A 25,049-nucleotide genomic window follows, 5' to 3' on the forward strand; every position below is an offset into this window, starting at 1 on the left:
CATGAGCGACTCAATAAATATCGCTGTTCGCTTTGCTCTTTATTTCGACCTTATGCTCTTATTTGGACTGGCAATTTTCGGTCTTTATAGCCTGAGGGGTAAAGAAAGAGTATCGGGAGCGGTTTTGAATTTTGAGTCGCTTCTTTACGGTACATCTGTTGTAGGTGTAGCTCTGTCCCTTGCGGCCATGTTGTTGCTTGCGAAATCAATGAGTGGCGTATCTGGCTTCATGGAGCTACATCACCATATTTTTCAAATGATTCTCATGGGGACGGACGTCGGTTTGACCTGGATGGTACGAATAGGGGCGTTGGTGACGGCAATTATTGGCGTTTCCCTCAACAAGCGCTTTCCGACACTCAGTCTTTGGATTGTCACCGTATGTGGCGCGACTGCGCTAGCGACGCTGGCATGGACGGGGCACGGAGCAATGGACGAGGGAAGCAGTCGCTACTGGCACTTTATTAGCGACATCTTCCATCTTTTGGCCGCAGGCGGTTGGTTGGGTGCGCTAGCGGCATTTGCCCTGCTGCTGCGTTTGAAATCACTGAAAGGTGAGCGAGAAGCACGAATTCTTGCTCGGGTACTGACAGGGTTTGAATCGGCCGGCGCGGTGATTGTAGTGATCATCAGCATTACGGGAGTGGCGAACTATCTATTTATCGTTGGGCCAAATCTCGATGAGGTGATGCTCAGCACTTATGGCGAGTTGCTATTTTTGAAGGTCCTGCTCTTTGCCGGGATGATTGTATTAGCGACGCTCAACCGCTTTCACCTAAGCCCGCTCTTGGAACGTTCTGTCCGAGATGGAGACTATGCTGTCGCGGTCAATGCCTTGCGCCGTAGCATGAAGCTCGAATTTTCAATGGCAGTCATCATTATTTGTCTCGTCGCATGGTTAGGTACTTTAAGCCCAGTAATGGAAATGAGCGCGGCATAGCGGTTGGTGGTAGCCAATAAAGGAGTCTTAAGGGTGAATTGTAAGGGCCATTTGCACCGTCTACACTCCAGCCCATGAAATACTATCTGCGGTTTTGCCTGATTTTCCTGATTAGCTTGGCGCTTCCCCTCAGTGGGATGGCGGGTGTTCAGGCATCGACTGAACCATGCCCGATGAAAACCATGGGCATGGCGATGATGGATGGTATGGGGCAAGACTGCTGCCACGACATGAAAAGTCCCACCGAGCATGGCAAACCTTGTAAGCCGGGTCAGGAATGCAAAACTGGCGGTATGCTGCAAGTCTCGATCATTAAGCCTCCTATCACCTTGTCCAGTCCTCTCGTTCTGCCCTTCTCCAGCCATTTCCCTCTCGTACAAACCCCTTCAGGGGTATGGCGACCGCCCCGTACTTGATTCCTGTACCACACTGAGCCTCATTCCGCGCTAGCGGGATGGCATATCTGCGCGCATGTCTTATGAAGCGCGCGGTGGATCATCACAGGAATCGTGAACATGAACTCCAAGTGCTATTGCACAGGTTGGTCCCTCGTGGCCGGCCTGGCGGTAAGCGTACTGGCATTGCCGAGCCTCGCTGGCGCATTGACACTCGATGAAGCTTTGCGGCTGGCCGAAAACAATGCACCGTCGTTGACCGCACAAGACACCAAAATTCAAGCAGCCACCAGCGCGGCCATTCCCGCTGGCGAACTTCCAGATCCCAAGTTGCTGCTGGGCGTGCAGAACTACCCCATTGGTGGTCCCGACAGATGGAGCATCGACCAGGACTTCATGACCATGCAAGTGGTCGGGATCAGGCAGGAGATGCCCAACAGCGACAAGCGCAAAGCACGTATCGAGGTCGCGGATGCGGCTGTTGATCGAGCGTCCGCCGAGCGCCGAGTGGCGCGTCTAAACGTCCGACAGTCCACGGCATTGGCCTGGATCAGTAGCTACTCGGTTGAGCGTAAAGATGCGATGTTCCAGGACTTCTACAAAGAAAACCGTCTTCTGACCGATACCGTCAGATCTCAGATTGCGGGTGGCCGCGCCCAACCCGCCGATGCGGTGACACCTAAACAGGAAGCTGCTCAACTGGCGGAGCAGCAGGATGATTTAGTTCGCCAACGTGCACAGGCCCGGGCTGCCCTCAAGCGCTGGATTGGCCCTGCCGCCAATGACAAACCGGTGGGCAGCTTGCCTGATTGGCCCATCGAAACCTCTGGTTACTCCCATAAGCTGCAACATCACCCCGAATTAGCGGCTTTTGTGCCGATGACCCGTGAAGCACAAGCCAAGATCCGTGAAGCTGAGGCGGAAAAACAATCTGACTGGAGCTGGGAATTCGATTATCAGCATCGAGGCCAACAATTCGGTGACATGGTCAGCGTGCAGTTTTCATGGGATCTCCCGCTGTTTCCTGACTCTCGGCAAAACCCCAAGATTGCGGCCAAGCACGCCGAACTAAACCAACTTGAGGCTGAGCGCGAAGCCCTGTCACGCGAGCATACCCAGCAACTGGAGGATGAGCTGGCCGACTACGAGCGCCTCAATCGTGCAGTCAACCGTAATCAGGAAAGCTTGTTGCCGCTGGCTAAAGAAAAGGTCGAACTCACCATGGCCAGCTACCGCTCCGGCAAGGGTGATTTGAACTCGGTTGTGGCCGCCCGACGCGAACTCATCGAAGCCCGTCTCAAGCAGATTGACGTTGAAGAGCAACGTGCTCTTACCAGCGCTCGCCTGTATTTCTCTTACGGGGAGTCCGCTCAATGATTTTTAAAGTCTGGAAAGGGACTTTAGTCGTCGGCATCTCGATTGCCCTGGGTGTTGCCGGTGGTTACTGGTTTGCTCAACCGCGAATGAGCGGAGTAGCTGGTGTCGTGTCGGATCAGGAACCCAAAGCCTCTGCCGATCGAAAAGTTCTGTATTGGTATGACCCAATGTACCCACAACAGAAATTCGATAAACCGGGTAAGTCACCCTTCATGGACATGCAGATGATCCCTCAATACGCAGATACCAAGGGGGACAGCGCTGCCATTCGAATTGATCCAAGCCTGACTCAGAACCTTGGTGTGCGACTGGCTAGCGTCAGTCGAGGCGTATTTGACTCGACACTGAACGTGGTAGGTGTGCTGGCCTTCAACGAACGGGACGTTGCAGTCATTCAGGCCCGTACGGCGGGTTTTGTCGAGCGCGTGTATGCCCATGCACCTGGTGATGTGCTGAAGGCGAATGCCGCCTTGGCAGATATCTTGGTGCCGGAGTGGGCAGCTGCGCAGGAGGAATTTCTCGCCCTCAAGCGTATTGGCGATGCTGGCTTGCTGACAGCGGCCCGTCAGCGATTGCGGCTTACCGGAATGCCAACTTCGTTAATTGCTCAAGTTGAGCGCAGTGGCAAGGTTCAGCCGAACCTGACTCTGACCACCCCTATTGGTGGTGTGCTTCAAGAACTGAGTGTGCGTGAAGGTATGACGGTGGCCGCAGGCGAGACGCTGGCTCGTGTTAATGGTTTGAGCAGTGTCTGGCTGGCCGTGGCTGTACCAGAGTCGGAAGCTGGGTCAATCGTCGTAGGGCAAGCAGCTGTAGCGCGTTTTTCCGCGTTCCCTGGAGTTGTGCTCAAGGGCATCGTTAGTGCGATTCTTCCGGAAACCAGTTCGGACAGTCGCACACTTCGCGTTCGAGTTGAGTTACCCAATCCGGATGGTCGACTCAGACCAGGTTTGACCGCACAGGTAAGCCTCAATCGTTCGACGGAGCAAAGTGTTTTGTGGGTGCCGAGCGAGGCCGTCATTCGTACCGGTCGACGTGCGTTGGTCATGCTCTCTGAAGACGCTGGTCGATATCGCCCGGTGGAGGTGCAGTTAGGCCAGGATAACGATGGCAAGACGGCGATATTGAAAGGCTTGGAAGAGGGGCAGAAAGTGGTGACCTCTGGCCAATTCCTGCTCGACTCGGAGGCCAGCCTCAAGGGCGTTGTCGCAAGCTCATTGGACGTTTCGCCATCTACTGTAACCGTCGGAGCCTTGCATGAGGCCGATGGTCAGATCGTTGAGATCAACGACAAAGAAGTCACGCTCGCCCACGGTCCCTTCAAGACATTGGGTATGCCAGGCATGACGATGACTTTCCCTCTCGCCACTCCAGCTCTGATGAAGGGCCTAAAAACGGGCGACAAGGTTCGGATTGCTGTCAGCCAGACGGATGATGGTCTGCGCGTTGAGCGTCTTGAACGCTCTGGGAACCAGCCATGATTGCGGCCCTTATTCGCTGGTCGGTGGCCAACCGCTTTCTTGTGTTGCTGGCGACGCTGTTCGTCACGGCATGGGGTATCTGGGCGGTTCAAAGTACGCCCATCGATGCATTGCCAGACCTGTCGGATGTTCAGGTAATTATCCGTACACCTTATCCAGGCCAAGCCCCACAGATCGTCGAGAACCAGGTGACCTATCCATTGGCAACCACCATGCTCTCAGTGCCTGGGGCCAAGACTGTGCGCGGTTATTCCTTCTTTGGCGACAGCTTCGTTTACGTGCTGTTCGAAGACGGAACTGACTTGTACTGGGCCCGCTCGCGGGTGTTGGAGTACTTGAGCCAGATACAGAGTCGCCTTCCGGCCAGTGCCAAGCCCGCCTTAGGACCTGATGCCACAGGGGTTGGCTGGATTTTTCAGTACGCGCTGGTTGATCGCAGCGGTGGGCACGATCTGGCGCAACTGCGAGCCCTACAGGATTGGTTTCTCAAGTTCGAGCTCAAGACACTGCCGAACGTTGCGGAAGTGGCCACCGTGGGTGGCATGGTCAAACAGTACCAGGTCCAGCTCGATCCGCTTAAGTTGGCGAACTTGGGTATCACGCAGTCTGAGGTGACCGAGGCGATCGGCAAGGCCAATCAGGAAACCGGTGGGGCCGTGCTGGAAATGGCGGAGACAGAGTTCATCGTACGAGCTTCCGGCTACCTGAAGACGCTCAATGACTTTCGCGCTATCCCACTCAAACTGGGCACGGGCGGTGTGCCGGTCACTCTGGGCGATGTTGCCACGATTCAGTTGGGGCCTGAGATGCGTCGAGGCATCACCGAACTGGATGGCGAAGGTGAGACTGTCGGCGGCGTGGTGATTCTGCGCAGCGGTAAGAATGCTCGTGAAACCATTGCGGCGGTCAAAACCAAACTCGACGAGCTGAAAAGCAGTCTGCCGGCCGGGGTAGAAATCGTCACCACCTACGACCGCAGCAAGTTGATTGATCGTGCCGTGGAAAACCTCAGCCACAAGCTGATCGAAGAGTTCATCGTCGTCGCGTTGGTCTGCGGGATCTTTCTCTGGCACCTGCGCTCATCCCTTGTGGCAATTATCTCCCTGCCAGTGGGGGTGTTGATTGCCTTCATCGTCATGCGCTACCAAGGCATCAATGCCAACATCATGTCCTTGGGTGGGATCGCAATCGCCATCGGCGCTATGGTCGACGCCGCAGTGGTGATGATCGAGAACGCCCACAAGAAGGTAGAAGCCTGGCATGTGGCCCACCCTGGGGAGGAACTCAAGGGTGAGCATCACTGGCAGGTGATGACCGAAGCGGCTGCCGAGGTAGGACCTGCATTATTCTTCTGTCTGCTGATCATCACCCTGTCGTTCATTCCGGTGTTCACGCTGGAGGCTCAGGAAGGACGTCTATTCGGTCCATTGGCGTTCACCAAAACCTACGCTATGGCCGCAGCGGCTGGACTGTCGGTAACTCTCGTACCGGTGTTGATGGGGTATTGGATTCGTGGACGAATTCCCAATGAGCAGCAGAATCCGTTAAATCGTTGGCTGATCCGGATCTACGAGCCCGCTCTGGACGCCGTGTTACGTCGACCCAAAGTAACGCTGCTGGTTGCGTTGCTGGTCTTTGTCAGCGCGTTGTGGCCGATCTCTCGTCTGGGTGGTGAGTTTCTTCCCCCGCTGGACGAAGGGGACCTGCTCTATATGCCATCAGCTCTGCCGGGATTATCGGCGCAGAAGGCCGCGCAACTGCTTCAACAGACTGACCGTCTGATAAAGACAGTCCCAGAGGTCGAACACGTCTTCGGTAAAGCCGGCCGCGCTGAAACCGCGACTGACCCCGCACCGTTGGAAATGTTCGAAACCACCATCCAATTCAAACCACACGAACAGTGGCGGCCAGGCATGACCCAGGAAAAGCTCGTGGAGGAGCTGGACCGAGTGGTGCGTGTCCCAGGATTGACCAACATCTGGATACCGCCGATTCGTAACCGCATCGACATGCTGGCTACCGGTATCAAAAGCCCGATTGGTGTGAAGGTTGCCGGTACCAATCTGACGGAGATCGATGCCGTAACCCAAGCTGTCGAACGTGTGGCCAAGGACGTGCCAGGTGTCAGTTCAGCGTTGGCCGAACGACTGACCGGTGGCCGCTATATTGACGTGGATATAGATCGTAAAGCTGCGGCCCGCTATGGGTTAAATATTGCCGATGTGCAGTCGATCGTGGCCGGCGCAATCGGCGGTGAAAACGTCGGGGAGACGATTGAAGGGCTGGCTCGTTTCCCGATCAACGTCCGTTACCCTCGCGAGTGGCGTGACTCACTCGGTGCCCTGGAGCAGTTGCCGATCTACACACCTTTGGGTAGTCAGATCACCCTTGGCACTGTGGCGAAGATCAAGGTCAGCGATGGTCCGCCGATGCTCAAGAGTGAGAACGCACGACCTTCAGGCTGGGTGTATATCGACGTGCGTGGCCGGGACATTGCCTCAGTAGTCGCCGATCTTCGACGGATCGTCAGCGAGCAGGTTAAGTTGCAGCCCGGTATGAGCCTGAGCTACTCAGGACAGTTCGAATTTCTCGAAAGGGCCAACGCACGACTCAAACTGGTGGTGCCTGCCACGCTGTTGATCATATTCGTGCTGCTCTACCTAACGTTTTCTCGCTTTGATGAGGCCTTGCTGATCATGGCCACTCTGCCATTCGCACTGACTGGTGGGGCATGGTTTCTCTATCTGTTGGGATTCAACCTGTCGGTTGCCACCGGGGTCGGCTTTATCGCCTTGGCCGGTGTTTCTGCCGAATTTGGCGTGATCATGCTGCTCTACCTGAAAAATGCATGGACCGAGCGTCAAGACCTCGGTGACAACACAGAACGCGGGTTGATGGCCGCGATTCGTGAAGGCGCTGTCCAGCGCGTTCGACCTAAGGCTATGACCGTGGCAGTGGTTATCGCTGGTTTGTTACCTATACTTTTGGGAAGCGGTACCGGTAGCGAGGTTATGAGCCGCATTGCCGCCCCGATGATTGGCGGTATGGTTACGGCACCCTTGCTATCGCTGTTTGTGATCCCGGCGGCCTATCACCTCATGCGTCGTCGACACTTGTCCGTTGAGCCTGGCAAGCACTGACGCGTAAAAATGCATACGAAAGGGGCTGCGCTTGCAGCCTCGTTTGAGCTGCATAGCCCGTTTTCATCAGTCCTACGCGCGGTATGTATCGAAATTAGCAAGTTTATGTCTTTTGCATAAACTCGCTAATTTCGATACATACGCTGTGGTCAGTGCCATTACCCACCAGCACTTGCCAGAAAAACGAACGCTGCCACCACTCCATTTCGATGAGCCAAAAAAAGCATCCTGCTTAAAGGCGACTCAGCATTCGTCACCCTCAGATCTCTCTTGAAATCGGGACAAATGACCCTAATATGATCTTATCTTGCCATCATCGTTTTCAATCATGGATGTTTCTCGGGGGTAGGTCGAATGGCAGAACAAGAAGACGCTAAGCCCGCGAGCGGGCGCTTTAACACGAATGATGAGACGAAGCGGATCGTATGGACACAGACCGCTGGTCATTGTGAACTGTGCGGCACAGATCTAACGTTCGACTATCGTGCCGGCAAGCCAATGAAATGGGGCGAAGTGGCGCATATCCTACCCGCCAGTCCCAAGGGGCCTCGGGGACGCGCGGATCATGATGCTGAGGCGCACACTAACGATACTGCTAACCTGATGCTCCTGTGCCCAGGCTGTCATGACAAAATTGATCGTGACGCAGATGGCTACCCTGAAAATGATCTGAGCGGTTTGCACCAAGCGTACCTCGAACGCATCCGACTCGCCGCAACGACCCCCGATGGTGGCAGAGCCATTCCTCTCATCGTCCAGAGTCAGCATTTTCAGACGATCAACGATATCCCCGTTCGCGATCTGTTGACTGCGATGTCCGCCGAGGGATTAACCGCCTTCGATCAAGGCATCAAAATCGCCTTCGCTGCGCCCGGACCACGTGGCAGGGACACTACCTATTGGCAGAACGTCAAAGACAGCGTCCAGTATGAGCTGGAGCAGCAACTCAAGCGTCGCGGCGGCACTTATGGCGACTCGCCTGCGCTAGCAGTAGTCGGCTTGGCCGACATCCCGGCTTTGATGATGTTGGGCCAGAGTATCGGCGACCGTTCAAAGCGCTTGATCTTCTCCTTTCACCGCGAGCATCTCTTGCGCTGGCCCGATCAGTCCGCTGAGCCGCCCGCTTTTTTGTTTACACCTCCCCCCGACGGCGACGGGCCACTGGCGCTGGTGCTCTCCATTTCTGCGCAGGTTCCAGTTCGCGACGTGACCGACGCTCTGCCCGATGCACGTATTGCAGAGCTGTCGATCCCAGAACCAAGCTATGCGATGGTACAAAACCGTCGGGTGATTCATGCCTTTCGCGACGCACTTCAAATACGACTGAGCCAGCTTGAGGCTCTGACTCCTGACCCTATCCACGTCTTCGCCGCCATTCCTGCGGCATTGGCCATCGAGTTTGGTGCGTTGCTCACAACACAGCATCAACATACGTACCTGATCTTCGATCGGGACAAAGAAAACCAAGATCGGTTTACGCAAACACTGCAATTGGGCTCGGTGGCCCAGGAGGCTAGGTAAATGCTTTTGAGCAACGAACAGACCAAGCGCAGCAGTTGGGAATATTTTCTGCTTCGCGCCGCGCGGGAAATCTCGCTGTCGGAAGCGCAGTACGAAAAAATCAATGACCGCTACTCCCAACTGGAAAAAATTCTCTCGGCTTCCGACAACCCGCTGCTCGCTGAAGCCCATATCTTCGTTCAAGGCTCGATGCGGCTAAAAACGACTATCAAGCCAATCCCCGGCGCGCCTGCGGATCTGGACACCATTGATGCGGACGCGATTATTTGGCTTCCCCACGCTCAGGGCGCTGGTGCAAAGGAAGTTCTAGAAGCGATTGAGCAGCGTTTTAGGGAAGGCTCCCGCGTTCAAGAAGAAGTTAAGCAATTACGTCGTGGCATCCGGATCGTTTATGCCGACGAAAATCCAGGTTTCCACATCGATGTCACGCCTGCCCGCGCGATCAACGGAAATGGCGAAGCAAACGGCGAAGGTAAGCTGGAGGTTCCGGATCGGGTCACAGGGTGGAAAGCAAGCAGCCCTATCCCTTACTCGAATTGGTTGCAGGTTGCTTCTGCCCAAAAAATCTCTCTGGAAAGCTTGGTAGTTGCCAAAAGCCAGCGGATGCTTGATGCCGCGACACAAGATCCTTTGCCGCATTATCAGGATTACATCGATCAAGATCCCCTGCGTGCGACCATTAAGCTGCTCAAGCGGCATCGCGATGAATGGGCCATCAAGACAAGGAGCGCTGATACTCGCCCAATATCTGCGGTCATCACCACCCTAGCCACGCACGCATACCTGGATGTCGTAAAGGAGTCGCAGTCGAAGCCTCTGGCACCGCTCGATGCAATTTTGGAAATCGTTCGCAGAATGCCGCAGCACATCGCGCATAGAGGTAGCGACTGCTATGTCTGCAACCCTGCCGATAACGGCGAAAACTTTGCAGAGAAGTGGAATCGACCGGGCGAGGGGCAAGGCTACCGTCAGGCATTCGCCAAGTGGCATGCGGACGCCAGTGCATCTGTGTCATTAGGTTTGGAAAGTTTTGAATCCAATGATTCTTTTGCCGAGGCAGTGAAAAAGAACTTCGGTATTGCGCCGGCGTTCATCACAGCAGTGAACAATGAAATCCCTGCGAATTGGACGATGCCCGGTCGACCGGATGGCACTACTCGAAACACTGCTTCGATGGGTTCGCTCTTCGGAGGGGCCAGCGGTGGCGGAACCTCTCAGTCGAGCGTAAAGCCAGTTGGACGCCTTGGCTGATCCTATTAAGACGCCATTGCAGCGCGGAATTGCCGCACTGCGAAACACCCTAGGTCAGGATGCTGCCGATGCATTGCTCCAGCCCGCACCCATGCGGGCTGACGAAGCGGCGTGCTTTCACTTCCCCTTGCCCATCGATTACACGGGGCAGGAGCGGCGACTGCGTATCGGTTTCCCCTCCAACTTTCCCCGTGGACTCTTGCGGCTGAACGTCGAACCCTCTCCATGGCTGGTTTGGCCGCATGCCACCAAGTCGGGGCTTTGCCTTCATGGCTTTCAGGAACGCCCCATCATGGGTTCCCCGGAGGTCGTGGTGGAGGACAGCCTTGCTCGCTTGGCCCAGATCGTTTCGTTGTCCAAGATGGGATCAAACCAGGCAACGCGCGATATCGAATTTCAGAATGAGATCACTACCTACTGGTCGTTTCAGCACGGTCAGTCATTCCAGAACCTCTTACTGTTGGATCGACCTCAGGCTGCCTCGCAGTTGTTTGCGGTCAGCGATCCGCGCCGAGCTGTGCCATCCGGTCAGGAAACGGTTTGGTTAGCATCGAATGTAGCTGCACTCAAAGGGCATTACCGACGGGTTGTCGGGCGCTCTGCTGTCATTCGCGCGGCCGAAACTCCCGGTTTTTACGTCAAGCTTCAGACTTATCCGGATATCCGCACCCCGGATCCAGAAGATTTATTGCTGTGGCTAAAGCCACACCTTCAACCAGACGATGCCGAGCAATTGCTGGCATGGTTTGAGCTGCATGGAACGTTGGCGAGTCGATGGATTGTTCTGGAGCTTCCAGGAGGGGCAGATGCTCCAACATATTGCCTCAATGTGCGCTCGCTCGGCGTACAGCAGGAGCGGGGAGCAAAGTTTGGCTTGCGTACAGCGCGCCGCCGGCCAGCTATCGCAAATGCAGATACTCCGGCGCTCGTCCGAGCAACTGCCCTGGACGTGCTTGATCGAGCGTCCATCCTGTCCCGCGATATAAGCGGCACTGCACAGCACCTTGAAAATGCTCGAGTCGTTTGTGTTGGCGTTGGCTCATTAGGCAGTGCGGTGGCAATACAATTGGCACGATCCGGTGTCGGCCACCTTACCCTCATCGATCCTGACACTTTGGTGTCAGCCAATCTGGGGAGGCACGTTCTGGGAGCGGATAGCCTAGGGAGACTGAAAGCCTCAGCGTTGAGGGACAAGATTCTGTTAGATCTTCCGACGACAGAATGCACCGCTTATTCGACTTTTGCCGAAGTAGTGATGAGCAGCAAACCAGAAGTGTTCGATAACGCAGATCTGGTGGTGATCACGACAGCAGACTGGCAGTCGGAGGTCACTGTATGGCGAGCTAAATCCAGCGGCGCTCCTTGGGGGCTTTTGCAAGCCTGGAGCGAACCGTATACCCAGGTAGGCCATGCTCTATTCGCACCAGCCGGCACCTTTGATGGCCGTCAGTTGTTCACGGACGTCGGCGATTTTCTGCATAGATTTACAGAGTGGCCGGGAGGCGGTGTTGTTCCACTGCCCGCGTGTGGCGAGAGCTTTATCCCAGGCGGCTCGCTGGGAATGACCAATATCGCCTCTATGGTGTCGCACACGGCCTTACGCGCATTGACGGGCAACATCGCCACTGCATCTTGGGTCAGCAGCATTTACAGGCCTGAAGATGTGCTGAGCCTAGGAGGCCAATACCATGGGCCCAAACTGCCAGAGGGGGCGCAGCAAATCCTACTCGAGCGCGGATGGCCGGAAGATAAGGACGAAACGGTATGACGGATATCGCATGGCGCTGGCGATGGCCGGAGGTGAATTCCGAGCTGTTGGTGTCCCAAGCTGTCGCGGACATCTTGGATAGTCATCGGCAGGGCCTTTTTGGCGTGGAGCGAGGGGGACAGTTATTCGTCAACCCGGTTGATCCGAAAGGGTTGCGGCTGGCCTTGGCCACGTTGCCTGATCGCGCCGATCGGTCAGGCTGGTCTTGGCTAGAGTTGGATGCGGAGCGGTGCCGTCAGGAGATTCAGGCTGCCAACGAACAAGGCTTACGTCTGGTGGGCTATTGGCATACGCATCCCCAATCCGTTCCGGTGATCTCTCCGGCAGACATCGAAAGTTTCTCCAGATTTGCTGCACGTTACACGCAGGATCTGCCGCACCCAATAGCCGTTATCGTCGGCAAGTCCGAAAAACCAGAAGGTATCAAGGCGTGGTCGTTCAGGGACGGCAGATATGTTGAGGCAACCTGGGTCAGATGAGCTTCAAGTCCGTGCGGTGGGAGGCAGGTCAGCGTTTACCTTTACCCGCTAGCATTAGGGCGAAAAGCTCTGCCTGAAAGCGGGCATCATCCAATGCGTTATGGTTCGGTTCGCTGAGTGGCTTCAGCGCAGCGGTCATTTTGGATGATTTTGTTTCCTGCCAGCTGCAACCTACAGCGCCCATGAAGTAGGCCTTCATGTCGATAGCGGTAAAACCAAAGGGGTTGGTTTCCAAGTATTTGTGGAAGTAGTAATTGACGAATGACCAGTCAAACGGTGCATTGAGTCCTACGAAAATGACCTTTTGCCCCGTTTGGCAGGACGATTTCAGCCACTGATCAAATGTCAGCATTGCCTGTTGCGGAGCAAGGCCCTCGCGCTCCAGCTTCTCCAGACTCAGCCCCGATACTGCCAGTGCTTCGGGATCGTGTTTTGGACTGTCAGGTCGTAGTTCAAGATAGATGGACGTTTCAGGTTGGGCTACAAGACAAGCTCCAATGGAAAGCAGACTGTATTCGCCTGGTATAGGCCCAGAAGTCTCGACGTCGACGGAAACATAAAGCTCATCAGGGTGCATGTCATATCCTTTTCGTATAGTTACCTGATCACGCTCAGGCTTTTAACCATGTGAAGGTGGAAAGGCAGGTAAAGCCATTGACCCATTTTTTGCTGTTTCACTCGCTATCCAGCGTTCGAGCAGCGGCAGTGCCTGTCTACAGCGGATTGCGCGTTCCTTTGGTCAGCTCTGCGCCCAAGCATAATGATGTGTGTCATTCTCTGAGGGCGGATGAGGGCCGGACGATCATGAGTGAAACTGAGCGTTGGATAGTCAAATGCCTGAAAACTGAGGACGGTTCTGGCGACATCATCATTGATCTGCCTCAAGAGTTGCTTGACCAAATGGGGTTAGGTGTTGGGGACGACCTGGAGCTAACGGTAGCGAATGGCACAGCAGTGCTGACGCCCGTGCACAACGCAACATCAGTGCGGCCCATGTTTGCTGGAGTCCTGCGTGATGATGCCTATCATGCTTACCGCAAGCGTTTGGAGGCGTATCTCCATATCTCTTCCAACGCATCGGATCAAGACATTCACGACATGATAGTAGCTGGCTTTTCGGCCGGCCTGATTACGTTGCTGTGTGCTAATGGAACCATAAGTCCGCAAGAACGCGACAGAATCATTCACCCCAAAACGCTCAAAACAAAATTGGCAGGCAATCAGCTTTTAACGTTGGATGAGAGCGATCGCCTGTTCCGGTTCGCACACATCACCGCCATGGCCGAGATCATGTTCGGGGACGAAGGGAAAGCCAAACAATGGCTTTCCAAACCCAAAGCCCGTTTTTTGGGAAAAAGCCCATCGGCAATGGTCACTACATCTCACGGCACACATCTAGTCGAAGAAATGCTGATTCAGGTGTCTGAAGGCATTTCATTTTAATCCACTGTCGTAGCCAGCTGCCGGCACCGTCCCTGCCGCGGCCCCTTGAAAGTCCACCTAAAAGGGACTAGATATAAAAATGCTAACCTTTGAGTCTCCGAACATGAAATCCACATTAGCCGCAGAGCTTCGCCAAATCGCCAAGAACGCTCCACGACTTTATTTCGCTCCGCTGATCGGAGCCATAAAAGAAATCCGATCTGAGATGCGTAAAACCTACAAGACAGAGTCAAAGAAAAATTAAGCGATTCTTCGACTAACTCTTAGGTAGGCGGTAGATCTTTTACTTCTCCGCTACATGCTCTGCGTGGTCACTTCGGCTTTTTGGGCTTGGGAGGTGCACGTTATCCATATACTCAAGGAAAACATTCTCTTTTTCCTCATCGGTCAGATTCGTGACTGGAGCCCGACGACACGGCTTGACTGCCTGAGGTGCGTCCATGCCGAGAGCCTCGATATCTTTGACCGCTGCTCGCTCTTTTGCGGGCAACGAGGAGTGAAAGACCGTAGCAATGACACGTTTGTGACGATCAGCACGAGTGAAATTCACGACATTTGTCTTCATTGCAGCACGTAGATCGAACGGGCATTGCAAGTCCTTGTGCTTATGTTTTTTGCGACTGCTCAGCGCCAGTTGCGACACTCCACATAGGCCAGCTTCAACAGCAATACCACCAGTCGCTTGATACCAAAAGTACAGCGGTACAGCTCACGGCCAACTCACCAACATCGGCCTTTACGTAGCCATGGCTCACTCTGAGACATTCAGCGATATAGTTCAGCCAATCCGCGCTGCCAGGCTCGTCCGGCAACCTGATTCGGGGATCCGCGAGCAGACGTTGTCCTCGCTGTTTCGGCCAAGCAGCACCTGAGCCCGCGTTGGTGTGTTGCATCTCTTCTAATACCGCCAGGGAAACTCGTTGAACGAGCTAAGTCTGATTCCAGCTGGGTCACGTGAGGTGCCAACCGAGATCAAGCGGCACCTGCGATGGTTATAATTCACACGCGACAGTTTTAATTCTCAAAAGCCACCCTTCATGATTGCTTACTCTAGCTGTTGTCAAACTATGTTGTGAGCAGCCGGGCCCTGTATTTGAAGCACAGCCCATCTGTGTCAATCTATGTTGCTGTTGTCTTTACCCCGAATCATCCTACAGGCCCCGATTTACGCGAGGGTTTGTGTCAAATTATGTTGTTGGTACCCAACCCCCGTTCTTCGGGGGTTTTGCTTTTTCAGGCTACCGAACATCGGCTCTTGCCGTTTCTGTGGACTAATTCCGGGAGTATTCCCCCGCTTTACCCCTAGAATGCGCCCTGTGGATAACTAGCCAGGGAATGCCGTCACCATGAACATCGAACTGCTGATCGCCGGTATCGTCGTGCTGATTATTGTCGTCGGCCTGGTCGGCTGGCTGGTGGGGGTCTACAACGGCCTGGTGATGCGCCGCAACGATGTGGATAAAGCCTTCGCCAACATCGACGTGCTGCTCAAGCAACGGGCGGACCAGATTCCCGACCTGATGCGCGTGGTGCAAGCCGCCATGAACCATGAGAACGCGCTGTTCACCCGCCTCAGCGACGCCCGTACCGCGTACCTCAACGCCAGCAGCCTCACCGATAAGGTCGATGCCTCCAACCAGCTCAATACGGCACTCAAGTCGGTGATTGCGGTGGCCGAGAATTATCCGACGCTGATCTCCGGCCCCAACATGGTGGAGTTGCAGCAGGCGATTTCGGCGGTGGAAGAACGTATCGCCGACCGCCGCGAGTTCTTCAATGAGTCGGTCAACCTCTACAACATCGCCATCGCGATTTTCCCTGATCTGTTCTTCGCAAAAATGCTCGGCTACCAGCGCATCCCGCTGCTGGCCATCAGTGCCGAAGAAACCCGCTACGAAGGCGTGAAGCTTGAGGTGCCGGGAGCATGAAAACGACTCAGGCGGGTGTTGTCGCGAAAAAGCCGGCGTGGAAAACCCTAGTGGCGCTGATCTTTCTCGCCGGCTTCATCGGCCTGATGGTTTACGCCCCGACGATCCTGGTTGCGCTGTTTTTCCCCGTCTGCATTTTGATTGGCTTGCTGGCCAGCTTCGGCCCCAACTTCTATCGCACCGAACAACGCCTGGCCACCAGCCAGATACGCTCATTGGCCATGGGCCTGGTTGAAGTGAACGGCAAGGTGATCGTCGACGCACCGCTGATCTCCCCGGTCAATGGCAAGCCTTGTGCGGGTTATGTGTGGATCATCGAAGAAGGCACCAAAGACAAGGACGGCGACTGGAGCTGGAGCCAGGTCTCAGCCGAGGCTCGCTGCAACGACTTCCGCCTGCAGGACGCCACCGGGGAAGTGACGGTGATTGCCGAAGGCATCGACCTGTTCGGCAAGAAGCGCCCTGGCGACCATGAGTGGATCAGCAGCTCCCGCCGCCAGGGCGAACTGCTCCTCACCCAGGATATGCAGGTGATGCTGATTGGCGACGCCTGCGAACGTGAGGGCAAGACGGTGATTGCCCAGGGCCGGCAACGTGATGCGGTGTTCGGCCTGGCTGAAACCAAGGATGTGGAGAACCGCCGTGTGCTGGCGCCGCTGTGGCGCGCCGGTGGTTTCTACGCGGTGGTGGTGGGCTTGATCGGTGTTGGCATCATGGCCATGACCCCGGAACATTTTGCCCAACTGCATTTGCCCGGCCCCGCCACCTACCAGCAAATGGCGGAGCTGAATCCGGCCTATCGTTTTCTGGCCTGGTTGTACCGTGACAATGGTTTCGTGATTCCCTTCATGGCGGCTTTTGGCTTCTTGCTGACAATGTTTGTGGTGTTGCTCGCACTGCGGCTGTTGCTGCCCAAGGGCATGCGCCTGGCGGTGGGCCGTGTGCTGGGCGCCTGGATGGGCTTGGGCATGGTGATTGGCGGCGTAGTGACGTTGCTGCTGGTGGTGGCTCAGGTGGACACCATGAAGGTGTTCCTGGTGTGGATGATGATTCTGCTGGGCACCCTGGTGTTTTCGATCTTTGAGCAACGCAAGCTGGGGATGGCGTACAAGCATTTCGCAAAAGATGCAGACACCGCCGTTTTAGGCGACGAAGATCCCTGATCAGGGCACAAACTCCACCTTCAGTCCCCGGCTGGCGCTGCGGCCCTGATCATCAGTGACACGCAACCGATACTCCCCCGATTTACCCGGCCGCCAGTTCAGCGTGGTTTGCGGCGGGCCCTGGCCGATCAGGGTCTGGTCGGCAAACCAATACAGCGTCAGTGCATCACTGGCCGCGTTGGCGTTCAGCGGAATGCTTTCCTGGGGCTGTGACAGGCGCAGGTGATAACTGACCTGAGTCAGCGGCGAGCGAATCTGCGGCGCCTCGCTCTGGTCGCCGATGCGATTGGGTTGGCAACTTTTCTGCACATTGGGCGGCGTGCGCCGGGGCAGGCCGGCGGCTCGGAACAGCCGCTGCACATCGCTGGGCCAGAATTCGAAGACTTCTTCACGGGTGTATTGCGGGTCGAACGGCGGGCACGCGGCCTTGCCGGTGCGGGTGTCGATCAGCACCGGGCGGTGCAGGTTGGACACGCGAATCGGTGACACGCCGGGGATGTACCAGGTCTTGCGGGTACGTGGGCACCAGCGGTTGGGCAACTCGCCGGAGGCCGCGCAGACGTCGATGCGGATCAGCCCGGCGGGCGGCTTGTCGGGTTTGATCACCACGTTGGGCAAGGCCAGGGGCAGGGCGTCGGCGATGCGGAAGAACAGCGGTGCCGCGGTTTTCGCGCCGATAAATTCCGGATTCGGACGACCGTCGAAGTTACCGACCCACACCACCAGCACATACGGGCCTACGAGGCCGGCGCTCCACGCATCGTGAAAGCCCCATGAGGTGCCGGTCTTCCAGGCCGTGCGCCAATGGCGTCCCGGCAGCCCGTCCGGGCGCGGGTTGCGCCGCAACATGTCGCGAACCATAAACGCGGCCTGCGGTGTGAGTAGCTGGGCGCCGGTGGTTTGCGGTTGCTCCTGCAAATAGCGCAAGGGTCGCAAATGCCCATCACCTGCGAGCATCACGTACAGCCGCGCCAGCTCCTCGGGCGTCATCTCGCCGCCGCCCAGGGCCAGCGCCAAGCCGTAATGGCTTTCGCCCCGCAGGCCCTTGATCCCGGCCCGTTGCAGCAAGCCGTAGAGTGACGGCGAGCGGGTTTGGCTGGCGAGCCACACGGCCGGGATGTTGCGGCTGCGGATAAGCGCATCGCGGGCTGTCACCGGTCCGACAAAACTGCCGTCGAAATTTTCCGGCTGGAAGTAGCCGAAGTTACTCGGCATATCCTTGAGGATGCTCATGGGGTGGATCACCCCTTGGTCCAACGCCAGCCCATACAGGAATGGCTTGAGCGTAGAGCCGGGCGAGCGCCGCGACAATACGCCGTTGACCTGGCCGTGGATGCCTGTGGATAAGTAATCCGCCGAGCCCACCAGGGCTTTTACGCTCTGGTCGCGGCTGTCGATCAGGATCGCCGTGGCGTTTTCCACACCGCTGCTGCGGCGCTCGGCGATGAAGCCGGTGATCAGGCGTTCCAGCAATTGTTGCAGCGGCAGATTGAGGGTGCTGTTCAGCTCAGTGCCGGTTTGCGATGCCAGCAATTGTTCGCTCAAGTGCGGTGCCAGAAACGGGATCTGCTGGCGGTTGCGGGCTTCCAGCGGCAGGTCCAGCAAGCTGTCGTTACGCGGGTCTTGTGGATACGTTTCCCGCCAGTCGGCCATCAGCCGTTGCCGAGCAGTTTGCAGCGATGGCCCGAAGCGCGCGCGGCGGCCAGGCTGCTGCGGAATCACTGCCAGCGCCAGCGCTTCAGACAAGGACAATTGCGCCGCTGACTTGCCGAAATAAATCCGGCTGGCCGCCTCGGCACCTTCGATATTGCCGCCCATGGGCGCCAGGTTGAGGTAGGCCTCGAGAATGTCGTGCTTGCTGTAACGCGCCTCCAGCCACAACGCCAAGGCCATTTGCTGCAGCTTGCCGGGCACCTGGCGGGTATTGAGATCCCACAGGCGCCTGGCCAACTGCATGCTCAGGGTCGAGCCGCCCTGGCGCTGGCCGCCGCTATAGGTGGCCATGGCCGCCCGCAGCAACGCCGGGGGATTGATCCCTGGGTGCCAGTAGAAATTGCGGTCTTCCTTGAGCAGCAACGCCTCCACCAGTGACGGAGAAATCCGTTCCAGGGGTAGCCACAGGCGATATTGCCCGTCAGCCGCCAGGGTCATGCGCAGCAGCGAACCGTCATCGGCCAGCACCACCCGTGAGGAGGTGGCTGCCTGTTCCAGCGGCGCGTGGGGCCACAACCGTAGCCCCGTCAGAATCAACGCCGCTGCCAGCAGCGGCGTCAGGCTTTTAAGGCTTGGTAATTTCAAGCTGGCCTACTTTGCCGCGTCCTTGCAGGGTGGTTTCGTACATGCCCTCGGCGTAGGCCGGTGGCGTATTGAAGGTACCGGCGCTGGTGGCGCGCACGCGGTACACGAAGGTGCCTACATCCCGCAGCGCGGTGCCGTACAACACCACTCGGTCATCACGCACGTCGACGTAGTCCGGCTGCCAGTTGCTCAGGTCGGTCTCGCCGATCGGCGCTTGCCAGGCGTCGGCTTCCTCGGTGTCTTCGCTGGTTTCAACGTACTCCGAATCGTCGCCTTCGCTTTCCTCGCTGCTGGCCGCTTCCGGCTCCGGCGGCAAGTTATACACAGGCTCGACACCACCCGGCAGCAAGTCGACCACGGCCACTTGTTGCACCTGATCACGGTCAGTGGCCCGCAAGCGCAGGCGCACCAGGAACTCATCACCTACCGTGACCTTGCTGACTGGGTTGCCTTTGAGGTCGAGGTATTCGTGGATGATTTCCAGGCCGCTGTTGATCGGCTTGAGGTTGGCGCCTTTGTCATAGCCGGCTTCGCTCAGCATGTAGAACGCCGCCGGGCCGTCGGACTTTTCCATCTGCAGTTTTTGCGTACCGGCAGGCACCGCCGCACGTGGCGGCTGGCCGGCCATCTGCAACAACTGTTGCTGCTTGTCGCTGAGCCATGCGGTTGCCTTGAGGGTCATGTCGCTTTGCGCGCGCTGGCCATAGTTGTCCAGGGCCCGCAGCAACAGTGCCGCCGACAGCGAGTTGTAGCGTTGCTCGTTGAGGCGCTTGCCGAGTTTATCCAGCAGGCTTGCCGGCACATCGTCGAGCATTTCCGGGAAGTGACGGGCGAGCAAATGCAGGTGCTCTGCGTCGTGCACCAGCGGGTCGTAATACAGGCCGTCGCTGTTCCATTTATCCGACAGGGAAAGCCACGGCACCTTGCGGAACAGTGTCTCGGCCTGACGATCCTGCTTGAGCAACTTGTAACTGGCGGCGAGGTACGCGGCGCCAATGTCGTTCTGCCAGGTGTCCTTGAAGTAGCTCTCGTAGCGTTCGCGGATATCGCTCAAGGCACCACTCACCAGAATCCCCTGACGGCTCAGGAGGTAACTGGCATAGGCGCGGTTGCGCAGTTCCGACAGACCTTCGCTCGGGCCGTTGGCCAGATCGGTGAGGTACGCGTTGGAACGTTGCAACAGGTCTTCCGGTACCGGCAGCCCGCGCTCCCTGGCTTCGATCAGGAAGTCGGTAGCGTACAGGCTGGCGTACGGCGCCACGTCCGGGTTGGCCGCCCACAAGCCGAAACCACCGGCCTGGTTCTGCCGCTGACGCAGCATGCGCACCGCGCCGCTGAAGGCCTGCTCGGCCTCCGGCGCGTTACCGCCCCAGATCAACGCCGGCATGGCCTTGGACACCAATTGCTCGGTGCAGGCGTAGCCGTAGTCATCCAGGTAATGCTTGAGGCCGTTGGCCCAGACCAGCGGCGAAGCGGCGACGCCCAATTGCACATCGCGCAACTGCCCGAACAGATCGCGGGTCGGTTTCAGCTCTTTGCTGGCGCTGTCGAAACGGCCCAGGCTCAGGGCCACCCGATGTTCGCTCAATGGCCGGATCGACGTGGTTTCCGCCACCTGGATCCGCTTGCCATCCGGCAGCACCGCGACGAAGCGCAAGTCTGCCGAGCCGAGGTTTTCACCCACCTTGATCTTGAATTCGGCGACGCCTTCCTTGCGCGGTTGCAGCGCCAGAGTGCTGCCCTTGTCGCCTTGCACCTGCAGGCCATTGCTGGTCTGCACTTCAAACTTCACGTCCGCCGCTGCGTCCAGGTTGCTGAACACCCCGGCGCTGACGCTGAACACATCACCCGGCGCGACAAAAGCCGGCACGTTCGGCGTGATCACCAGCGGCCCGCGCACTTCGGTGTTGGCCTCGCTGACGCCCACGCTGTCGCTGTCCACCGCGACTGCAAACAGGTGCAGCTTGCCGTTGAAGCTGTCCGGAACCTGGTAGTGCAGCACGGTTTCACCGGCTGGCAAGTCCACCAAGCCAGACCACCAGGCCACAGGCGGCTGATGTTTACGCTTGAAGGGGTTGAGGTGGTTGGCCAGGGCGCCTTCGGTATCACCACCCGGCGCTGCCCCACTGAGCAGGCGGCTGAATTCCGGCAGGATCAGGTCAAGAATCTGACTGGTACCAACCTCCAGCGCACGCTTCTGGAAGAAGAAGCCCAGCGGGTCCGGCGTCTGGTAGCGCGCCACTTGCAGAATGCCTTCGTCCACCGCGTAGACCACTGCGCGGCCAGGGCGGTCGGCGTTGACCTTGATATCCAGGGTCTGCCCCGGCTCGATTTTCGCCGGGCCTTCGACTTTCAGCGCCATGCGCCGCGCATCCAGGTTGATGCTGAACGGCACCACGCCGTAGGACAGCGGGCTCATGTAAACCTCGGACGAGCCGATGTCCCGCACGAACTGCACATTGACGTAGGCATTGCCCTCAAGCCCCGCAGGAACGCGGATATGTTGCACGCTGTTGGTGCTGTCGGCCTTGAACCACTGCTGGGTGTAGACCTTGTCCCGCTCGATGGTGATCAACCCGGCACCGGTGTACGGCGCACGAATGCTGATGGCGATCTCATCACCGGTGGCGTAGCTGCGTTTATCCAGGCGCAGTTGCAGCTCGGCATTGCGTTCCAGGGAGCGCGAGGTGTTGCCCCGGCCGGCGACGCTGTAGTCGATCTGGTTCAGCAGGTTGCCGTTGGCGTCCTTGAGTTGCAGGGTGAAATCGCCCGGGGTACCGGTGTTCAGGGTTTGCTTGGCGCCGTCTTTGGTCACCACCACCGGCGAGGCCGGCTGGCTGATGTTCTTGATGCGCGACTCGTATTTGTAGGTGCCGTTGGATTGCTTCACCAGCACCGAGACGTACCGGTGTTCGACCACTTCACTGGTCAGGCCGTCCACGGCGACTGGCGTGAGGTCTGGCGCCACGGCCAGCCATTGCACCTGGCGCGGCGCGTCCTTGGCGACGAAGGACAGCGAATCCTGGCTCTTCACACCCACCAGGTACGGCGCTGCCGACACCAGCAACGCGCTTTGTGCGGCGACGTTGCGACCGCCTTCGGCTTCGTAGACCTGGGTCATCACTTGCAGGCGGTAGGTGCTGTTGGCGAAGCGTTGCAGGTTCAGGTCCAGCACCGCTTGGCCGTTATCGTCGACGGTGGTTTCCGCCAGGTCTTCGGAGCTGGCTTCTTCCAGTGAGTCATTCAGGCGGAAGCGGTAATCCGGGTAGCGATCAAACGCTGCGAGCGTCGGGCTCAGGGACATTTTTGCCGTGACGCGACGGCCCGCCGCCGGAGCGCCGAACAAGTGCATCGCGGTGACCTTGGCCACCACCTGGTCCGGCGGGATCCAGCCCAGAACCGGCGTGTCGTGCAGGCTCAGGCTGACCTTCATACGGTCCGGTTCAAAATCGCGAACCTTGAAGCTGACGCTGCCCAGGTCAGTGCGTCGCTGCTTCTCACCGATCAGTTGCAGGGTCGCCGTGTAATCGCCAGATGGCGCCACTTCGCTGCTTGGGAAGTCGAAGGTTTCAAAACCGCTGGCCGACAGTTTCAATGGCTGGCGAATCACCTCAAGACCACGTGGGTCGGTGATCTGCAGCTCAACCGGCAGGCCTTGCAGGGCGCCTTTCCAGTCGCCGCTGCGCACGATCATGCCCAGGTGCGCGGTCTCGCCGGGCCGGTACAGGCCGCGGTCGGTAAACAGGTAGGCGCTGAGACGATTGATCGCACCGTCTTCTTCCAGGCCACCTACATCAAAGCGCGACAAATCCAGCTGCTGGGACTGACGGGCAATCGGCAGGAACGATTGGTCGTTGCCGCGACTGACCACATACATCAATGGCGTTTTCTCACGGCGCAGTTCATCCAGCTTGGCAAAGTGCGCGTGGCCTTCGGCATCGGTATGGCCGCTGGCGACCGGCAAGCCGTTGCGGCCGATGATATCGACCTGGGCGTCGGATACCGGCGAGCCGTTGCCGATGGACTGCACATACACATCATGGCTGCCATCGCTGGAGCGCTTGGCGATGATGCCCAAGTCGGTGACCACGATGAAACGCAGGTCGCTGGTGGTGTTGCGCGAGTAGTCGAAGGTGCGATCGGCCGGGTCGTCCTGCGGGCTCAGCTTGAGCACGAAAATGCCTCGGCGGCCGCCGTTGGCTGTCAGGTAGCTGCTCAGGTCGACGTTGTCGTAGACGGTTTTTGACGGGTCGCCAGCCGACAGCGGAATGTCCAGGCTCTGACGCTCCACCATCCGGTCGAAGTAGTCATTGGCAAAATTCGGTCGGGCAAAGCTGCCGCTGCTCTGGTCCACCAGGTGTTGCAACTGGTTGGGCAGCAGGCGGGCGATTTCCACACGGGCGCCGGGCACGCCACGGGCCATGAAGCCCAGGCGTTTTTCGCCGGTAAGGCTAAGCAGGGCGCCGTCGGACAGGAACTGCAGCGTGCGCGGATAAGCCGGCATGCTCACGAGGGAGGCTGTCGGATTTTTCGCCAGGTAGCCGCCGATGGCTTCCAGGTTGGCCGGTACCCGCACATACAGGGCGCGGCCCGGCGGGGCCTTGAACTTGAAGGCGTGCAGGGTATTCAGCGGTTCGACGCTCGGCACGTGGGTCAGCTTGACCTTGGTGCTGCTGGCCAGCAGCTTGTCGTCGATGTCTTGCAGGTTCCAGGGGCGGGTATCGTCCTCGGCTTTTTCCGGCAGCATCCAGGCCTGCACCTTGTTGGCGATGGTCTCGTCGGCCACCGCGCTGGAGCTGCTGAACATCAACACCGGCTCGGGCTCGCCGCGCTCGTTGTCGACAAAGCTGACTTCGGCGCCGGTAAAGGTCAGGCGATAGCGGCCGGGCACGGTGACTTCGGCCACCAATGGTGCAGTGCTGGCGTTGCCGCCGTCACGGGCCTTGAGGCCTTCATCGAGCTTGGCGCTGACCGGGGTGCTTTCCAGCGGAGTGGCCAGGGCGGCGGAGCGCACAAAAGCGTTGAGCTTGTGCTCGTCGAAGGTGACTTCCGGACGGTTGGGCAGTTGCGCGTCGCGGTAGGCCAGGCCTTTGCCGAGAGTTACCGAGGCGCGCTTGCGTACGCTGTCTTCATCTACCGGGTGGGAAAAGTGGAAGGTCGCTACCAGCTGTTTCTGCGTCGGGTTGCTCGGGTCTTGGTACAGCTCGTTTTGCGTCAACGTCGCGCGGAACGGCTGGGTGGAGAATTGGCTGGTGTACTGGCTGAGCAGGACGCCGTCGGCCAACAGGTTCTTCTTGGCCAGGTCGATGGAGTAATGAGCATCGACGGGCCAATCTTTTTCCGGGGTGAACACCAGGCTGCGGTCGTCCGACCAGCGCCAGGTACCCGCAATGGTCGGCTTGAGCGTGATGCCTTCGGTGACCGGTTTGCCAATCGCTGCCAGCGGTGCCACGGATTCGGCGAAGCGTACCTGCAAGTTATCCACAACCGGCTGCGGCTGGGTGTAATCCGTCAGGTTGGGTTTGTGCAGCGAATAGCCCACGGTATGGGGTTGCGGCAGGTGGGAATACCAGTGCCAGCCATAGACGCCTGCGGCCACCAGCAACACCAGGGCCAAAACGCCACCTGCGGCCTGGCGCGGATACGCCCGGGCCTTATGGCCGACGTTGACCAAGCCGTTGCCGGTGGCTTGCAGCCAACGCGGCGGTTGCCACTGGCCGAACAGGCTGCGCGCCAGCCATCGCACGGCGCGGAACACAACACTCACCACTGAGATCAAGGCCACGAAAAAACGGCGGCTGGTCGCTTTTAACGAATCAAACATGGTGAGCATCCCTGGCAATGTGTCGCGTATCTTACACGTCT

General features: G+C 57.9%; 16 protein-coding genes. 12 read left to right on the plus strand and 4 right to left on the minus strand.

Going from position 1 to position 25,049, the window contains the following annotated elements:
* The first annotated feature begins 1 nt into the window (after position 1).
* From copD to SNL23_RS23090, 9 genes are all read left to right on the plus strand, one after another.
* A complete protein-coding gene (gene copD, locus SNL23_RS23050; RefSeq protein ID WP_318303646.1) occupies positions 2–940 on the plus strand; it encodes a copper homeostasis membrane protein CopD in 939 nt (312 codons plus the stop codon).
* Positions 941–1,014: 74 nt separating this feature from the next.
* On the plus strand, positions 1,015–1,356 hold the full coding sequence (locus tag SNL23_RS23055; protein WP_318303647.1) for a hypothetical protein: 342 nt from the start codon (positions 1,015–1,017) through the stop codon (positions 1,354–1,356).
* 99 nt (positions 1,357–1,455) lie between these two features.
* Positions 1,456–2,712 carry a TolC family protein gene (locus SNL23_RS23060; RefSeq protein ID WP_318303648.1) on the plus strand — a complete coding sequence of 419 codons (1,257 nt, stop codon included), beginning with the start codon at positions 1,456–1,458 and terminating at the stop codon, positions 2,710–2,712.
* The gene (locus SNL23_RS23065) at positions 2,709–4,193 is read left to right on the plus strand and encodes an efflux RND transporter periplasmic adaptor subunit (protein WP_318303650.1); all 1,485 of its coding nucleotides are present in this window, start codon (positions 2,709–2,711) and stop codon (positions 4,191–4,193) included. The genes SNL23_RS23060 and SNL23_RS23065 overlap by 4 nt, the downstream gene beginning before the upstream one ends.
* Positions 4,190–7,333 carry an efflux RND transporter permease subunit gene (locus tag SNL23_RS23070; protein WP_200624120.1) on the plus strand — a complete coding sequence of 1,048 codons (3,144 nt, stop codon included), beginning with the start codon at positions 4,190–4,192 and terminating at the stop codon, positions 7,331–7,333. The genes SNL23_RS23065 and SNL23_RS23070 overlap by 4 nt, the downstream gene beginning before the upstream one ends.
* Positions 7,334–7,687: 354 nt before the next feature.
* Positions 7,688–8,854, plus strand: coding sequence for an SAVED domain-containing protein (locus tag SNL23_RS23075; protein ID WP_200624119.1), 1,167 nt, complete (start codon positions 7,688–7,690; stop codon positions 8,852–8,854).
* A complete protein-coding gene (locus SNL23_RS23080; protein WP_200624118.1) occupies positions 8,855–10,105 on the plus strand; it encodes a nucleotidyltransferase domain-containing protein in 1,251 nt (416 codons plus the stop codon).
* Complete coding sequence (locus SNL23_RS23085) at positions 10,089–11,873, plus strand: HesA/MoeB/ThiF family protein (RefSeq protein ID WP_318303652.1); 1,785 nt, start codon at positions 10,089–10,091, stop codon at positions 11,871–11,873. The genes SNL23_RS23080 and SNL23_RS23085 overlap by 17 nt, the downstream gene beginning before the upstream one ends.
* Positions 11,870–12,352 carry a Mov34/MPN/PAD-1 family protein gene (locus tag SNL23_RS23090; protein ID WP_318303653.1) on the plus strand — a complete coding sequence of 161 codons (483 nt, stop codon included), beginning with the start codon at positions 11,870–11,872 and terminating at the stop codon, positions 12,350–12,352. The genes SNL23_RS23085 and SNL23_RS23090 overlap by 4 nt, the downstream gene beginning before the upstream one ends.
* 28 nt (positions 12,353–12,380) lie before the next feature.
* On the opposite strand, the gene SNL23_RS23095 is transcribed toward SNL23_RS23090, so the two are convergent.
* Positions 12,381–12,929, minus strand: a complete 549-nt coding sequence (locus SNL23_RS23095; protein WP_318303654.1) for a 3'-5' exonuclease — start codon at positions 12,927–12,929, stop codon at positions 12,381–12,383.
* Between the two features lie 227 nt (positions 12,930–13,156).
* Here SNL23_RS23095 and SNL23_RS23100 point away from each other — a divergent pair, with 227 nt between their 5' ends.
* Positions 13,157–13,795: an antitoxin Xre/MbcA/ParS toxin-binding domain-containing protein gene (locus SNL23_RS23100; protein ID WP_318303655.1), complete on the plus strand. Its 639-nt coding sequence runs from the start codon at positions 13,157–13,159 to the stop codon at positions 13,793–13,795.
* 283 nt (positions 13,796–14,078) lie between these two features.
* Here the strand turns inward: SNL23_RS23100 and SNL23_RS23105 are convergent, their stop codons facing one another.
* Positions 14,079–14,438, minus strand: a complete 360-nt coding sequence (locus SNL23_RS23105) for a hypothetical protein (protein WP_318303657.1) — start codon at positions 14,436–14,438, stop codon at positions 14,079–14,081.
* A gap of 703 nt (positions 14,439–15,141) precedes the next feature.
* On the opposite strand from SNL23_RS23105, the gene SNL23_RS23110 reads away from it, so the two are divergent.
* Together SNL23_RS23110 and SNL23_RS23115 are read left to right on the plus strand one after the other, a co-directional pair.
* A complete protein-coding gene (locus tag SNL23_RS23110) occupies positions 15,142–15,723 on the plus strand; it encodes a LemA family protein (RefSeq protein WP_076013254.1) in 582 nt (193 codons plus the stop codon).
* Positions 15,720–16,886 (plus strand): hypothetical protein, encoded by a 1,167-nt coding sequence (locus tag SNL23_RS23115; RefSeq protein ID WP_318303658.1) that lies wholly within the window; start codon positions 15,720–15,722, stop codon positions 16,884–16,886. The genes SNL23_RS23110 and SNL23_RS23115 overlap by 4 nt, the downstream gene beginning before the upstream one ends.
* On the opposite strand, the gene pbpC is transcribed toward SNL23_RS23115, so the two are convergent.
* Together pbpC and SNL23_RS23125 are read right to left on the minus strand one after the other, a co-directional pair.
* Positions 16,887–19,184: a penicillin-binding protein 1C gene (gene pbpC, locus SNL23_RS23120; RefSeq protein ID WP_318303659.1), complete on the minus strand. Its 2,298-nt coding sequence runs from the start codon at positions 19,182–19,184 to the stop codon at positions 16,887–16,889.
* Positions 19,165–25,008, minus strand: coding sequence for an alpha-2-macroglobulin (locus SNL23_RS23125; protein ID WP_318303661.1), 5,844 nt, complete (start codon positions 25,006–25,008; stop codon positions 19,165–19,167). Before SNL23_RS23125 ends, pbpC begins: the two co-directional genes overlap by 20 nt.
* Between the last annotated feature and the right edge of the window lie 41 nt (positions 25,009–25,049).

It is taken from the genome of Pseudomonas sp. SED1 (assembly GCF_034044025.1).
In the GTDB taxonomy this organism is placed as follows: domain Bacteria; phylum Pseudomonadota; class Gammaproteobacteria; order Pseudomonadales; family Pseudomonadaceae; genus Aquipseudomonas.

What these genes read in the sequence shown, in the direction of transcription:
- copD (WP_318303646.1), top strand. Translation starts at nt 2, where the DNA reads ATGAGCGACTCAATAAATATCGCTGTTCGCTTTGCTCTTTATTTCGAC.
- SNL23_RS23055 (WP_318303647.1), top strand. Translation starts at nt 1,015, where the DNA reads ATGAAATACTATCTGCGGTTTTGCCTGATTTTCCTGATTAGCTTGGCG.
- SNL23_RS23060 (WP_318303648.1), top strand. Translation starts at nt 1,456, where the DNA reads ATGAACTCCAAGTGCTATTGCACAGGTTGGTCCCTCGTGGCCGGCCTG.
- SNL23_RS23065 (WP_318303650.1), top strand. Translation starts at nt 2,709, where the DNA reads ATGATTTTTAAAGTCTGGAAAGGGACTTTAGTCGTCGGCATCTCGATT.
- SNL23_RS23070 (WP_200624120.1), top strand. Translation starts at nt 4,190, where the DNA reads ATGATTGCGGCCCTTATTCGCTGGTCGGTGGCCAACCGCTTTCTTGTG.
- SNL23_RS23075 (WP_200624119.1), top strand. Translation starts at nt 7,688, where the DNA reads ATGGCAGAACAAGAAGACGCTAAGCCCGCGAGCGGGCGCTTTAACACG.
- SNL23_RS23080 (WP_200624118.1), top strand. Translation starts at nt 8,855, where the DNA reads ATGCTTTTGAGCAACGAACAGACCAAGCGCAGCAGTTGGGAATATTTT.
- SNL23_RS23090 (WP_318303653.1), top strand. Translation starts at nt 11,870, where the DNA reads ATGACGGATATCGCATGGCGCTGGCGATGGCCGGAGGTGAATTCCGAG.
- SNL23_RS23095 (WP_318303654.1), bottom strand. Translation starts at nt 12,929, where the DNA reads ATGCACCCTGATGAGCTTTATGTTTCCGTCGACGTCGAGACTTCTGGG.
- SNL23_RS23100 (WP_318303655.1), top strand. Translation starts at nt 13,157, where the DNA reads ATGAGTGAAACTGAGCGTTGGATAGTCAAATGCCTGAAAACTGAGGAC.
- SNL23_RS23110 (WP_076013254.1), top strand. Translation starts at nt 15,142, where the DNA reads ATGAACATCGAACTGCTGATCGCCGGTATCGTCGTGCTGATTATTGTC.
- SNL23_RS23115 (WP_318303658.1), top strand. Translation starts at nt 15,720, where the DNA reads ATGAAAACGACTCAGGCGGGTGTTGTCGCGAAAAAGCCGGCGTGGAAA.
- SNL23_RS23125 (WP_318303661.1), bottom strand. Translation starts at nt 25,008, where the DNA reads ATGTTTGATTCGTTAAAAGCGACCAGCCGCCGTTTTTTCGTGGCCTTG.